Genomic DNA, 13,464 nt, shown 5'->3' with positions numbered 1-13,464 from the left:
TGTGGCGCGCGGCGCGCGGGTCGACGAGAGTCTCCCCGCTCAGACGGACAGGGCGGCTCCGGACGCGCGGTACCGCTCGACCGCCCGGTCGACGTCCTCCGCCACCAGGTCGTGGTCGAGCGCGAAGCCGGCTGCCGCGCCCGCCCCGGCGGCGGTGACCACCTGGGCGCGCGGGTCGGCGACGTTGCCGACCGCCCAGACGCCGGGGAGGCTGGTGCGGCCGGTCCGGTCGGTGGTGACCCAGCCGTCGGCGTCCCGGGCGCAGTCGAGGCCGAGGAGCAGGGCGTCCCGGGGCACCGGCTGCGGGGAGACGAACACCGCCTCGCGCGGCACCGTCCGCCCGTCGGCGAGTTCGACGCCGCGCAGCCGCCCGTCCTCGGAGACCAGACGGACGATCCGGCCCTCGACCACCCGTACGCCCCGGGCGGCGAGCCGTTCCCGCTCGGCGTCGGTCGGCACCAGGGTGTGCGCGAGCAGCACCACGTCCGCCGACCACTGCCGCAGCAGCAGCGCCTGGTCGACCGCGCGGGGACCGGTGCCGAGCACCCCGAGCGGGCGGTCACGGACCTCCCAGCCGTGGCAGTACGGGCAGTGCAGCACGTCGCGGCCCCACCGCTCGGCCAGGCCCGGCAGCTCCGGCAGGCCGTCCCGCAGCCCGGTGGCGACGACCATCCGGCGGGCGTGCAGCACCGGCCCGCCGGCCAGGTGGACCACGAAGCCCGACCGGCCCGCACCGCCCGACCCGCTCGGCTCCGCGGCCTCTGCGGGCTCTGCGGGCTCCGCGGGCTCGATGTGCTCGACCCGGCCGTCGAACAGGTCCGCCCCGTACCGGGCGACCTCCTCCAGCCCGACCGCCAGCAGGGCCGCCGGGGGCATCCCGTCCCGGCTCAGGTAGCCGTGCATGTGGGCGGCGGGCGCGTTGCGCGGCTCGCCGGCGTCCACCACCGCGACCCGGCGCCGGGCCCGGCCCAGCACCAGCGCGGCGTTCAGTCCCGCCGCTCCGGCGCCGACCACCACCGCGTCGTAGCGCTCGCCCTCGCCGTTCCCGGCCGTACGTGTCGTCTCACCCATGGCGCTCACCTCCACCGCCAGGCTGCGGCCCGGCCCGCCGGAACGGCAAGCAATGTTGCCGACTCAGCAAACCACCGTCGTCACGCCCCCGTCCGCCGCCAGTACGACCGGGCCGCCACCACCAGCGCGACCCCGTACCCGGCGAACCCGCACATCCCGACCCAGCCGACCTCCAGCGCGCTCAGCTCGCTCGGCAGCGCGCCCAGCCTGATCCGCGTCACCCCGGCGGTGCACAGCGCCAGATAGCCGATCCCGCACAGCCCGTACGGCGCCAGCGTGGCCGCACCCAGCAGCGCCGGGGTGAGCGGCAGCCAGCGCGGCACCCGGCGGCCGCTCAGCGGCAGGACCCAGCGCGGGAAGACCTGCCCCCACGGACGGACCAGCCCCCAGAGCAGGAACACCCCGAGCAGCGCCAGCAGCATCGTGCCGTCCAGCCCCCGGCGCTCCAGCAGCAGCCAGAGCCCGGAGGAGCCGTTGCGCACGTACCCGGCGTACATCTCGTCGCCGCTGATCCCGGCGAAGGTCCCGCCGAGCGCCCAGACCAGCTTCATCAGCACGTACGGGAAGAACGCCACGGTGCCCGCCCAGGCGGCGAGTTGGACGGTCGGCGGAGCCGCCGTGGGGGCCGGTGCGGCACGGCCGGCCGGTCCACCGCGGGCTCCGGGCCGCAGGCCCAGGGCGGTGCGGGCCAGCAGCACCGCCCCCACCGCCGCCAGAACACGCCCCGCCGCGTCGGGAACGCTGTCCACCCGCTGGCCGAACAGCAGCGTGACCAGGTCCATCAGCAGGCTCCAGGCCCCCACCGAGGCCGCTGCGCACAGCAGCCACACCAGCCACCGGACCGGTCCGCGGCGCGCCACGGCCACGCCCGTGGCCGCCGACGCCACCCCCACCCCGGTCACCGCCCACGCCGGCCACCCCGCGCCGAACAGCCCCGTCCCGCTCAGCGCGCACCCCAGCCCGAACCCGGCGTACCCGAGCCCCCAGCCGGCCACCACCCACCCGTTCTTCACCATGCCGCCAGACTCGCCCGCACCACCCGCGCCGGCCCTCCCCCGGCGCGGTGATCCCGCTCCCCCGCCCGGGGGAACCCGGCACGCCTCGCGCTGGAGCCGGCACCCCTTGCGCTGGAGCCCACTCCAACTCCTAACCTCTGAGCCATCACTGACTCAGCACCAGGGGAGCAGCACCATGCGCTACCGCGTCCTCGGCGGCACCGGCATCGAGGTGAGCACCTACTGCCTCGGCACGATGATGTTCGGCGCCGTCGGCAACCCCGACCACGCCGACTGTGCCCGGATCATCGACACCGCGATCGACCGGGGCGTCAACGTCATCGACACCGCGGACATGTACTCGGCCGGCGAGTCCGAGGAGATCGTCGGCAAGGCGCTGGCCGCCCGCGGCGACCGCGACGACATCGTGCTCGCCACCAAGGTGCACTTCCCGATGGGCGAGGGCCGCAACCGGGGCGGCAACGCGCGGCGCTGGATCGTCCGCGAGGTCGAGGAGAGCCTGCGCCGGCTGCGCACCGACCGGATCGACCTCTACCAGGTCCACCGGCCGGACCACACCACCGACATCGAGGAGACCCTCGGCGTCCTCGGCGACCTCGTCCGGGCCGGCAAGATCCTCGCCTTCGGCTGCTCCACCTTTCCCGCCGAGCAGGTCGTGGACGCCCACCACGTCGCCGAGCGCCGCGCGCTGCCGCGCTTCCGCACCGAGCAGCCGCCGTACTCGCTGCTCGCCCGGGGCGTGGAGCGCGATCTGCTGCCGGTCGTCCAGCGGCTCGGCATGGGCGCGCTCACCTGGGGCCCGCTCGCCGGCGGCTTCCTGACCGGCCGCTACCGCAAGGGCCGTCCGATCGACCTCAGCCGGGGGCGGGCCGCCCGCAACCCGGACCGGTTCGACCCCGAACTGCCCTCCACTGCAGCCAAGTTGGATGCCGTCGAGGCCCTCACCGCGCTCGCCGAGGAGCTCGGCCGCACCCTTCCCGAGCTGGCCGTCGCCTTCCCGCTCGCGCACCCGGCCGTCACCTCGGTGATCATCGGACCGCGCACCATGGAGCAGCTCGAATCCGCGCTCAAGGCCGCCGACCTGGTCCTGGACGACGCCGTCCTCGACCGGATCGACGCCATCGTCCCGCCCGGTACGGACCTCTACCGCGCCGACGGCGTCTGGCAGCCGCCGGCCCTCACCACGCCCGCCCTGCGCCGACGCCCCGTCCCCGACCGCTCCGCGGCCTGAGCCCCCGGGCCGCCGACGTCCCGGAGCCCCGATGCCCCGGCACTGCGGCACCTCGGCGGCCCGGCGGCCTGTCGATCCCGCCCGGCCGTGACGGCCGGGCGGGCCGCGGCTCAGCCCCTCGGGGCCGCGAAGCAGTGGACGGTGACGGTCCGTCCGGAGGCCCACTGCTGGTCGCCGGTGCCGAGGTGGGTCCAGCCGAGGCGGCGGTAGAGGGCCACGGCGGCGGTGTCGGTGGCGAGCACGTCGAGCACCGGGTGCAGGCCGAGGGCCCGCGCGTGCGCCACGGCGCAGGCCAGCAGCCGGGCGCCGACGAAACGGCCGCGCGCCCGGGGGGCGACGTAGAGCCGTCCGATCACGCTGGTGAGCTCCGGGCGGCCGCCGGTGCGGTGGCTCCACAGGGCGGGGGCGAGGTCGCCGGGGGCGCTGCGGGCGAGGCCGACGTGCCCGGCGAGCCGGCCGTCCGCCTCGGCGATCCAGGCGGCGAGCAGGCCGCCCGGGGTCAGCCAGTCGGCGGGGCGGTCGGGCCAGTCGGCGGGGTAGCCGTCGGCGGCGTGGACGTCGCCCAACACCCGGACGCAGTCGGCGAGGTCGTCGGCCCGGCGCGGCCGGACCACCACCCCCGCTCCGGCCTGCTCTGGGTCGGACGCGACGACGGTGGCGCGTTCTTCGAGGTCTGCCATGCCGGTACGTTACCGGCCCGCCCTCACCGTCGCAGCAGGTCGACGACCCCGGTCAGGTCCTCCTCGCCGCTGCCGATCTCCAGGCGGCGCTCCATCAACCGGAAGTACGGCTGGAGGAGTTCGGCGCTCACCCGCTGCTCCTCGGCGGTGCGCAGCAGCGTCTGCCGGCCCGCCACCTGCATCGCCAGGTTGGACACCACGTCCCGGGTGTAGTCGCCGCTCTCCAGCTGCTCCGCGGTCCTGGTCACCGAGCCGGACATCGCGGCGAGCCACCCGCCCAGCAGCGGCGCCAGCTCGCCCGGTGTCACGGACTCGCCGCGGACCAGCGCGAAGGCGTGCGCGATCCCGGCGAACATCCCGTACATCCCGCTGAGCAGCGCCACGTCGTGCAGCGCCGCGGCCCCGGGGTCCGCGCCCACGTACCGGGTGCCGGCCGGGACGGCGAGGGTGCCCCCGTGCTCCTCGAACAGCTCGGACGAGCCGCTGTAGAACACGTACGCCCCGGTCTCCGGGACGCCGATCATCGGCGGGACGGCCATGATCCCGCCGTCCAGGTAGCGGGCGCCGCGCCGCTCGGCCCAGGCGGCGCGGGCGCGGGCCTGTCCGGGGGTGCTGGTGACCAGGTTGACCAGGTCCTTGCCGGTCAGGTCGACGCCGTCCAGCGCCGCCGGCACGGAGGCGTCGTCGAGCAGGCAGACCACGACCAGCCGGTTCGCGGCGACGGCCTGCTCGACGGTGGCGGCTGTGGTGGCGCCGCGGGCGGCGAGCCCCTCGGCGCGGGCGGGGGTGCGGTTCCAGACGGTCAGCGGGTGCCCGGCGGCGAGCCAGGCCTCGGCCAGCGCGGTGCCCATCGCGCCGAGGCCGAGCAGGGTGAGCGGGGTTCGCGGAGTCTCGGACGGGTGCTCAGCAGGGTTGGTTTCCATGGCGGTCAGCCTCCGTTCCGGCCCCGGAGACGATCAAGTACGCACTTCGAAGTGGGTGGTTACCCTGGGGTGAGCATCGAGGTCGTGGGGGCGGAAGGGGTGGGCATGGCGATCGTGTCGAGGCCGGGGGCGCACGTCTGCGGGACGGACGCCGCGATGGACGTGATCGCCGGCAAGTGGAAGGTGTCGATCCTCTGGGCCCTGGGCGAACGCCCGTACTGCCGCTTCGGCGAGCTGCGCCGGCTGCTGCCGGGGATCACCGAGAAGGTGCTGGCCGCGCACCTGCGCGAGATGGAGGCGCACGGCATCGTGCACCGGGAGTCGTACGACGAGGTGCCGCCGCGGGTCGAGTACGCGCTGACCGAGGCGGGGCGCCGCCTCAACACGGCGCTGGGACCGCTCGGGGCGTGGGGGCGGGAGCACCTCCTGGGCGAGGCGCCGTCCCCGGCGTAGCGCGGCCGTGGCGTAGCGCGGCCGCGGCGAGCGGGGCCGCTCGGCGATCGGGCCCTCGGCGATCGGGCCGTCAGGCGATCGCGGCCGAGACCACCGCCGCCACCGCGATGTTGCAGGAGGCGGACACCCACACCGCCGGGTGCGGCTCCGGCTCGACCAGGATCGCACCGAGCCTGCCCGGCGTCAGCAGGTCCACCAGCCAGAACGCGACGGCCATCAGCAGCAGCCCGAGCAGCCCGTAACAGGCCGTCGAGAGCAGGCCCTTGCCGAAGTCGGCGTAGGTGTACATGATCGCGGTGAAGACGATCCCGCCGATGCCGAGCAGCGCGGAGCTGAGCAGGACGGCGGCGTTGCGGTTGCGCTCGACCCAGATCTGGTGACCGAGCCTGCCGGGCGTCAGCAGGTCGACCATGCCGATGCCGAGGAGCAGCAGCACCACGCCGAGGGCGCCGTAGGCCGCCGCCGCGCCGAGCCCGTGCAGGATGTCGTTCATCGTGGTCCCAGCCCCCGGTCCGCTCACGCCTTCCCCCCGGCCGAGCCGGTCAGGGCCCCGACCACCATGGTCAAGGGTTGGCAAAACATACCCCACCCGGGTGAGGAGCGGACCGGGATCCGGAAACCGGGGACGGGTCAGTCGTCCTCGTGCACCAGGTGGTCGACACAGGCCGCGACGGCCAGCAGCAGACCGGTGTCCGCGCCGTCCGCGATCTCCACCCCGTAGGTGTCCCGGACCCGGAACCACTTGCGGCTGATCCGGGCCAGGTCGTCGCCGTGCTGGTTCTCGATCCGGTAGTCCTTGTCGATCAGGTTGCCGTGGATCTTCAGCTCGCCGCCGGAGGCCAGCTCCACCAGGTACTTGTCCCGGAACGGGGTGAACAGCTTCTCCCGGACGGTGGCGACCACCTCGCCGTCGGCGTCCTCGATCCTCATCGCGTCACGGACGGTGAGCATCTTCTCCTTCACCACCGCGACCACCCGCCCGTGGGCGTCCTTCAGTTCGAAGGTGTCCCGCAGCCGCAGGACCTTGCCGTCCACCAGGTACGCCTTGTGGCCCCGGTCGTCCTCGATCCAGTAGTCGTCGCCGACCGCGAACAGCTTCTCCCTGACCAGATACCGCACCGTACGGCCTCCTCCGTGTTGACGCCGGTCGACGCCCGTTGGCGTCGCCCCATTCGAACCCGATCCCCCGGCCGCGGGAAAGCACCGCCACGAAGCACCACCGCGGGCACGCCGCGGCACCGGCCCGCACGTCGCCCCGCACACCGGCCGGAATTCCCTCGCCCGGCGCCTCCGGGATGGCCTTCAATACCGCCATGCACACCGACCTCACCACCGCCGAGCTGCGCAGCGAGCGCCTCGACCTGCTGCCGATCGCCCCCGGCCACGCCGAGGAGCTGGCGGCGGCGCTCGCCGACCCGGCCCTGCACGCCTTCACCGGCGGCCGCCCGGCCGGCGTCGAGGAACAGCGCGCCCGCTGCGCCCGGCTCGCCGCCGGCTCCCCGGACCCGGCCGAGGCCTGGGGCAACTGGGTGCTGCGGCTGCGCGCCGACGGCGCCCTCGTCGGCTACGTGCAGACCACCGTCCGCCCCGACGAGGCCGAACTCGCCTGGGTGATCGGCACCCCCTGGCAGCGCCGCGGCCTGGCCCGCGAGGCCGCCCGCACCCTGCTCGCCCACCTCGCCGCCGCCGGCACCACCACCGCCGTCGCCCACATCCACCCCGACCACCGCGCCTCGGCCGGGATCGCCCGCGCCCTCGGCCTGCGCCCCACCGCCCGCACCCGGGACGGCGAGACCCGCTGGCAGGCCGACCTCACCCGCCCGTAGCCGCCCGCCCGGAGGCCCCGCCCCCGCCCCCGGCACACCCGGTCCGCCCGGTACCCGGAATGCGGATCCCCCGCGTGCGGTTTGATGGACGCATGGCATCTCGTGCACGTGTACGCGCCCCCGAGCTGGTCGGGGCAGGCGGTTGGCTGAACACCGGTGGCAAGGAGCTCACGCTCACCGACTTCCGGGGCAAGATCACCATCCTGGACTTCTGGACCTTCTGCTGCATCAACTGTCTGCACGTCCTGGACGAGTTGCGGGAGCTGGAGGAGAAGCACCGCGACACCGTGGTGATCGTCGGGGTGCACTCGCCGAAGTTCGTGCACGAGGCCGACCACCGGGCCGTCGTCGACGCCGTCGCCCGCTACGAGGTGCACCACCCGGTGCTGGACGACCCGGCGCTGGCCACCTGGAAGCAGTACGCCGTACGGGCCTGGCCGACGCTGGTGGTGATCGACCCGGAGGGCTACGTGGTCGCCCAGCACGCCGGTGAGGGCCACGCCCACGCGCTCGCCCGGCTGGTCGAGGAGCTGGAGGCCGAGCACGCCGCGAAGGGCACGCTGCGCCGCGGCGACGGCCCGTACGTGGCGCCGGAGCCCGCCGCCGGGGACCTCGCGTTCCCCGGCAAGGCGGTCCGGTTGCCGAACGGCCACTTCCTGGTCGCGGACTCCGGCCACCACTCGCTGGTGGAGCTGGCCGAGGACGGCGAGACGGTGGTGCGCCGGATCGGCGACGGGCAGCGCGGCCTGGTGGACGGCGACGGCACGGACGGCGCCGGCCCCCGGTTCAGCGAGCCGCAGGGCCTCGCGCTGCTGCCGGAGGGCTCGGAGTACGACGTGGTCGTCGCCGACACCGTCAACCACGCCCTGCGCGGCGTGCGACTCGCCGACGGCCGGGTGACCACCCTGGCCGGCACCGGCCGCCAGTGGTGGCAGGGCTCGGCCACCGAGGGCCCGGCCCGCGAGGTGGACCTCTCCTCGCCGTGGGACGTCGCCTGGTTCGACGGTCGGGTGTGGATCGCGATGGCCGGCGTGCACCAGCTGTGGTCGTACGATCCGGCCGCCGGCACGGTGGCGGTCGCGGCCGGCACCACCAACGAGGGCCTGGTGGACGGGCCCGTCGCCGAGGCCTGGTTCGCCCAGCCGTCCGGCCTCGCCGTCTCCGCGGACGGCGAGCGGCTCTGGGTCGCCGACTCCGAGACCTCCGCGCTGCGCTGGGTTTCACGTGAAACAGGCACGGTCGAAACCGCCGTCGGCACCGGCCTGTTCGACTTCGGCCACCGCGACGGGGCGGCCGGCCAGGCGCTGTTCCAGCACCCGCTGGGCGTCACCGTGCTGCCGGACGGCTCAGTGGCCGTCGCGGACACCTACAACCACGCGCTGCGCCGCTACGACCCGGCGAGCGGCGAGGTCAGCACGCTGGCCACCGACCTGCGCGAGCCCTCCGGGGCGGTGCTGGTGGACGGCGACATCGTGGTGGTCGAGTCGGCCCGGCACCGGCTGACCAGGCTGCGGCTGCCGGAGGAGGCGGTGCGGGTCGAGTCGGTGGCGCACCGCACCCAGCGCGCGGCCACCGAGGTCGCCCCCGGCGCCTTCCGGCTGGACGTGGTCTTCGAGGCCCCGAGCGGCCAGAAGCTGGACGAGCGGTACGGCCCGTCGACCCGTCTGCTGGTCAGCGCGACCCCGCCCGAGCTGCTGGTCTCCGGCGCGGGCGCGGACACCGACCTCTCCCGTGAGCTGGTGCTCTCCGCCGAGGTCGCCGAGGGCGTGCTGCACGTCTCGGCGATGGCCGCCTCCTGCGACGACGACCCGGAGATCGAGTACCCGGCCTGCCACGTGCACCAGCAGGACTGGGGCGTGCCGGTGCGGCTGGTCGCCGACGGCGCCCGCCGTCTCCCGCTGGTCCTGGCCGGGATGGAGCGGTCCGGAACGGAGTGACCCGGGCCGGCACGGCCCGGAACACCGGCGGCCCGGAACACCAGCGGCACGGCCCGGAACGGCGGCACGGCCCGGAACGGCGGAAGGGGCCCGGCGGACGAACGCCGGGCCCCTTCCGCTGCCGTCCTCAGCCCTCCAGGAAGGCCTTGAGCGCGCTGGCCAGCAGGTACGGGTCCTCCGCGCCGCACAGCTCGCGCGCCGAGTGCATGGAGAGCGCCGCGATGCCGCAGTCCACCGTCCTGATGCCCAGCCGCGCCGCGGTGATCGGGCCGATCGTCGTTCCGCAGGGCATGGCGTTGTTGGAGACGAAGCTCTGCCACGGGACGCCCGCCTTCTCGCAGGCGGCCGCGAACACCGCCCGGCCGACGCCGTCGGTCGCGTAGCGGTTGTTGACGTTGACCTTGAGGATCGGACCGCCGTTCGGCATCGGGTGGTGGCCCGGCTCGTGCCGCTCGCTGTAGTTCGGGTGGACGGCGTGGCCCATGTCCGAGGAGAGGCAGACCGTGCCGGCGAGTGCCCGGGCGCGGTCCTCGGTGGTGCCGCCGCGCGCGTGGATCGTCCGGTCCAGCACGGTGCCGAGCAGCGGGCTCTGCGCGCCGGTGTCGGACTCGCTGCCGGTCTCCTCGTGGTCGAAGGCGGCCAGCACCGGGATGTACGGCAGGCGGGCGGCGTCGGCCGCGGTGGCGACGGCGGCGAGCGCGGCGGTGGCCGCGTGCACCGAGAGCAGGTTGTCCAGGCGCGGGGCGGCCAGCAGTTCGCGGTCGCGGCCCAGGTAGGAGGCGGGCTGGACGTCGTGGGTCATGAGGTCCCAACCGACCACGTCGGCGGCGGCCAGGCCGGCCCGCTGGGCGACGTAGGAGATCAGCGCGCCCTCGTCGACCGGGCCGAGGCCCCAGATCGGGGTGAGGTGGCGCTGCTTGTCGAGCTTCATGCCCTCGTTGACCTGGCGGTCCAGGTGGATGGCGAGCTGCGGCACGCGCAGCAGCGGCTCGTCCAGCTGGACCAGCCGGGCGGTGCCGTCCTTGAGCGCGAGCCGGCCGGAGATGCCGAGGTCGCGGTCGAGCCAGGTGTTCAGCGGGACGCCGCCGTAGATCTCCACGGCGACCTGCCGCCAGCCCTCCGAGCCGGTGTCCGGCACCGGCTTGACCCGCAGGTTGGGCGAGTCGGTGTGGGTGCCGACGATCCGGAACGGCGTCTCGGGGCCGGTTCCCTGCGGCAGGTACCAGGCGATCAGCGCGCCCCCGCGGATCAGGTAGCGCCCGCCGGCCGCGTCGTCCCACGCGTCCGTCTCGGCGACCTGCCGGAAGCCCGCCTTCTCCAGCCGCTCCGCGGCGCTCGCGACCGCGTGGTACGGCGAGGGCGAGGTGCCGAGGAACGCGATCAGGTCGTCGCTGTGCGTCCGGTCGAAGAATGCCTGGCGGGCGGCGGTCGACATGCTGCTCCTGGGTCGAGTGAGGGCCGGAACCGGATGGGGAGTCGGCTCCGCACCTGAGCATATGCCCGTGCACAGACAGGGCATTCGGAACGCCTCAACCGCGAACCGCCCGGTACGGCGCCGTGCGGCCCGGGTCTTCCGCCAGCGGGCACCGGGCACCGGGCACGGCCCAGGACGCACCGAAGGGCCCGGTGGCAGCCGGGCCCTTCGGTGCGAGGGTGTGTCAGGCGGTTCGGGAGGAGGTGTCACGCACCGCGGGCCCCCGGGACGGGGGCCGCGGGTGACGGGTGGATCAGAAGGCCTCCTCGGCCAGGTCCATGATCTCGTGGTCGATGCCCTCGGCGATCAGGCGCTGCGGGGCGACGGTCGGCAGGACGTTCTTGGCGAAGAAGCGGGCGGCCGCGACCTTGCCCTGGTAGAAGGGGACGTCCTTCTCCGAGGCGCCGGCCTCCAGCTTGGCCAGGGCCACCGCGGCCTGGCGCAGCAGCAGCCAGCCGACCACGACGTCGCCGGAGACCATGAGCAGGCGGGTGGTGTTCAGGCCCACCTTGTACATGTTCTTGACGTCCTGCTCGACCGAGGTCAGGTCGGCGATCAGCTTGCCGACGATGGCCTCCAGGTCGCCGGCGGCCTTGGCGAGCAGCTCGCGCTCGGCGGCCAGGGCGTCGCCGCCCTCGGCGGAGCCGATGAACTTCTGGATCTGCTCGTTGAGGGCGGTGAGCGCCTGGCCGCCGTCCTTGACGATCTTGCGGAAGAAGAAGTCCTGGCCCTGGATCGCCGTGGTGCCCTCGTACAGGGTGTCGATCTTGGCGTCGCGGATGTACTGCTCGATCGGGTACTCCTGGAGGTACCCGGAGCCGCCGAAGGTCTGGAGCGACTGGGCGAGCTGCTCGTAGGACCGCTCCGAGCCGTAGCCCTTGACGATCGGCAGCAGCAGGTCGTTGAGGCGCTCGGCGGCCTCGTCGCGCTCGCCGCGCAGCTTGGCGGCCGTCATGTCGTCCTGGGTGGACGCGGTGAACAGCACCAGCGCGCGCATGCCCTCGGCGTAGGCCTTCTGGGTCAGCAGCGAGCGGCGCACGTCGGGGTGGTGGGTGATGGTGACGCGCGGGGCGGTCTTGTCCATGAACTGCGAGATGTCGGCACCCTGCACGCGCTCCTTGGCGTACTCCAGGGCGTTCAGGTAGCCGGTGGAGAGGGTGGCGATGGCCTTCGTGCCGACCATCATCCGGGCGAACTCGATGATCTTGAACATCTGGCGGATGCCGTCGACCTTCTCGCCGAGCAGCCAGCCCTTGGCCGGGTGCTTGGCGCCGAAGGTCATCTCGCAGGTGTTCGAGGCCTTGAGGCCCATCTTGTGCTCGACGTTGGTGGCGTAGACGCCGTTGCGCTCGCCCAGCTCGCCGGTCTCCCAGTCGAAGTCGAACTTGGGGACGATGAACAGGCCCAGGCCCTTGGTGCCCGGCTTGCCGCCCTCGGGGCGGGCCAGCACCATGTGGATGATGTTCTCGGACATGTCGTGCTCGCCCGAGGTGATGAAGCGCTTCACGCCCTCGATGTGCCAGGAGCCGTCCTCCTGCTGGACCGCCTTGGTGCGGCCGGCGCCCACGTCGGAGCCCGCGTCGGGCTCGGTGAGGACCATGGTGGAGCCCCACAGGCGGTCGGTCATCCGCTTGGCGATCTCCAGCTGCTCCTCGGTGCCCTCCTCGGCGATGACGCCGGCGAAGGCCGGGCCGGAGGAGTACATCCAGATGGCGGGGTTGGAGCCCAGGATCTGCTCGGCGAAGGCCCAGATCAGCGAGTTCGGGGTGACCTGGCCGCCGATCGACTCCGGGATGCCCAGCCGCCACCACTCGGCGTCCATGAAGGTCTGGTAGCTCTTCTTGAAGGTGGCCGGGACCGGCGCCGTGTTGGTCTCGGGGTCGAAGACCGGCGGGTTGCGGTCGGTGTCGGCGAACGACGCCGCGAGGTCGTTCTCGGCGAGGCGCGAGATCTCGCTGAGGATGTTCTTCGCGGTCTCGACGTCCATGTCCGCGAACGGTCCGGTGCCGTACACCTGCTCGCGGCCGAACACCTCGAAGAGGTTGAACTCCACGTCCCGCAGGTTGGACTTGTAGTGACCCATGGCCGTTATCTCCGGTTCGTCGCTTCCGGGAGACCGCCGCGTTCCGGCGCCCCGTACCCACCAGTAGGCATCATGATGCTACCCAGCGGTAACTTGGGCAAGCCCCCGCCGGGGAATCCGCTATGAACGTGGTCACGTCCCACAGCCACGGCGGCCACTCCTTGTCAGGATCGGCGCCAGCGGAGGAGGGTGCGCGACCGCTAGCCTGTCCGTGTGTACGGATATGACCAGAACACATACCCGGGCGACCCCTACCAGCAGCAGGCGGGACCGCAACAGGGCATGAACGGCATGCCCGGACCGGACGCCTACGGCGGGCAGGCGCAGGCCCCCCAGCAGTCCCTGTACCCCGAACCCTCGCCGCCCTCACTCGCGGACGCCGTGCGGGCCTTCACCACGGGCTCGATGGCGGTCGAGGACTTCCAGGCGATCTTCATCACCTCGAAGGTGCACTGCCCCCGCGGCGACCGCCCCGGCTTCCTGGCGCTGCACAACACCCCGACGCCGGTGATCCCGATGTTCAGCTCGCTGAAGGAGCTGCGCCGCTACGCCGGCAAGGACTCCAAGCACTTCACCGTCACCGGCGCCGAGGTCCTGGACCTGCTGCCGACCGGCTACGGCTTCGCGCTGGACATGGAGGGCGAGCACCGGATGGTGTTCGACGCCAAGGCCGTCGAGCAGATGGTCGACTTCACGATGCGCCGGATGTACGGCTGATCCATCCTGGAGGAGGAGCCCCGCGCTCCTTCGTCACTACATAGTTCAACTTT

At 73.6% G+C, this 13,464-nt stretch carries 13 protein-coding genes; 5 read left to right on the top strand and 8 right to left on the bottom strand.

Annotated elements, in window-relative coordinates; genetic code table 11:
• Window positions 1-39: 39 nt before the first annotated feature.
• Both ACWD4P_RS25055 and ACWD4P_RS25050 read right to left on the bottom strand, forming a co-directional pair.
• Window positions 40-1,071: an NAD(P)/FAD-dependent oxidoreductase gene (locus tag ACWD4P_RS25055; RefSeq protein ID WP_449781105.1), complete on the bottom strand. Its 1,032-nt coding sequence runs from the start codon at window positions 1,069-1,071 to the stop codon at window positions 40-42.
• Window positions 1,072-1,151: 80 nt separating this feature from the next.
• On the bottom strand, window positions 1,152-2,087 hold the full coding sequence (locus ACWD4P_RS25050; RefSeq protein WP_449781104.1) for a hypothetical protein: 936 nt from the start codon (window positions 2,085-2,087) through the stop codon (window positions 1,152-1,154).
• Between the two features lie 175 nt (window positions 2,088-2,262).
• On the opposite strand from ACWD4P_RS25050, the gene ACWD4P_RS25045 reads away from it, so the two are divergent.
• Window positions 2,263-3,318: an aldo/keto reductase gene (locus ACWD4P_RS25045; protein ID WP_449781103.1), complete on the top strand. Its 1,056-nt coding sequence runs from the start codon at window positions 2,263-2,265 to the stop codon at window positions 3,316-3,318.
• A 110-nt stretch (window positions 3,319-3,428) separates the two neighbouring features.
• On the opposite strand, the gene ACWD4P_RS25040 is transcribed toward ACWD4P_RS25045, so the two are convergent.
• Window positions 3,429-3,998, bottom strand: a complete 570-nt coding sequence (locus ACWD4P_RS25040; protein ID WP_359816974.1) for a GNAT family N-acetyltransferase — start codon at window positions 3,996-3,998, stop codon at window positions 3,429-3,431.
• A 23-nt stretch (window positions 3,999-4,021) separates the two neighbouring features.
• On the bottom strand, window positions 4,022-4,921 hold the full coding sequence (locus ACWD4P_RS25035) for an NAD(P)-dependent oxidoreductase (protein ID WP_449781102.1): 900 nt from the start codon (window positions 4,919-4,921) through the stop codon (window positions 4,022-4,024).
• A gap of 105 nt (window positions 4,922-5,026) precedes the next feature.
• Between ACWD4P_RS25035 and ACWD4P_RS25030 the strand changes: the two genes are divergently transcribed.
• Window positions 5,027-5,374: a winged helix-turn-helix transcriptional regulator gene (locus ACWD4P_RS25030; RefSeq protein WP_359816978.1), complete on the top strand. Its 348-nt coding sequence runs from the start codon at window positions 5,027-5,029 to the stop codon at window positions 5,372-5,374.
• A gap of 70 nt (window positions 5,375-5,444) precedes the next feature.
• On the opposite strand, the gene ACWD4P_RS25025 is transcribed toward ACWD4P_RS25030, so the two are convergent.
• Together ACWD4P_RS25025 and ACWD4P_RS25020 are read right to left on the bottom strand one after the other, a co-directional pair.
• Window positions 5,445-5,867, bottom strand: coding sequence for a DUF350 domain-containing protein (locus ACWD4P_RS25025; RefSeq protein WP_359816980.1), 423 nt, complete (start codon window positions 5,865-5,867; stop codon window positions 5,445-5,447).
• A 137-nt stretch (window positions 5,868-6,004) separates the two neighbouring features.
• Window positions 6,005-6,493 (bottom strand): LURP-one-related/scramblase family protein, encoded by a 489-nt coding sequence (locus ACWD4P_RS25020; protein WP_359816981.1) that lies wholly within the window; start codon window positions 6,491-6,493, stop codon window positions 6,005-6,007.
• Between the two features lie 194 nt (window positions 6,494-6,687).
• Between ACWD4P_RS25020 and ACWD4P_RS25015 the strand changes: the two genes are divergently transcribed.
• Window positions 6,688-7,200 (top strand): GNAT family N-acetyltransferase, encoded by a 513-nt coding sequence (locus ACWD4P_RS25015; RefSeq protein ID WP_359816983.1) that lies wholly within the window; start codon window positions 6,688-6,690, stop codon window positions 7,198-7,200.
• A gap of 92 nt (window positions 7,201-7,292) precedes the next feature.
• The gene (locus ACWD4P_RS25010) at window positions 7,293-9,137 is read left to right on the top strand and encodes an NHL domain-containing thioredoxin family protein (protein WP_449781101.1); all 1,845 of its coding nucleotides are present in this window, start codon (window positions 7,293-7,295) and stop codon (window positions 9,135-9,137) included.
• A 127-nt stretch (window positions 9,138-9,264) separates the two neighbouring features.
• Here the strand turns inward: ACWD4P_RS25010 and ACWD4P_RS25005 are convergent, their stop codons facing one another.
• Together ACWD4P_RS25005 and ACWD4P_RS25000 are read right to left on the bottom strand one after the other, a co-directional pair.
• Entirely contained in the window at window positions 9,265-10,572 is a 1,308-nt protein-coding gene (locus tag ACWD4P_RS25005; protein ID WP_449781100.1) for a M18 family aminopeptidase, read from the bottom strand.
• Between the two features lie 292 nt (window positions 10,573-10,864).
• Complete coding sequence (locus ACWD4P_RS25000) at window positions 10,865-12,694, bottom strand: acyl-CoA dehydrogenase (protein WP_359816989.1); 1,830 nt, start codon at window positions 12,692-12,694, stop codon at window positions 10,865-10,867.
• A 213-nt stretch (window positions 12,695-12,907) separates the two neighbouring features.
• Here ACWD4P_RS25000 and ACWD4P_RS24995 point away from each other — a divergent pair, with 213 nt between their 5' ends.
• The gene (locus tag ACWD4P_RS24995; RefSeq protein WP_392881702.1) at window positions 12,908-13,411 is read left to right on the top strand and encodes an SseB family protein; all 504 of its coding nucleotides are present in this window, start codon (window positions 12,908-12,910) and stop codon (window positions 13,409-13,411) included.
• Window positions 13,412-13,464 lie beyond the last annotated feature (53 nt).

This window comes from Kitasatospora sp. NPDC002543 (assembly GCF_053594915.1).
This window is presented reverse-complemented; position numbering and strand designations above follow the sequence as displayed.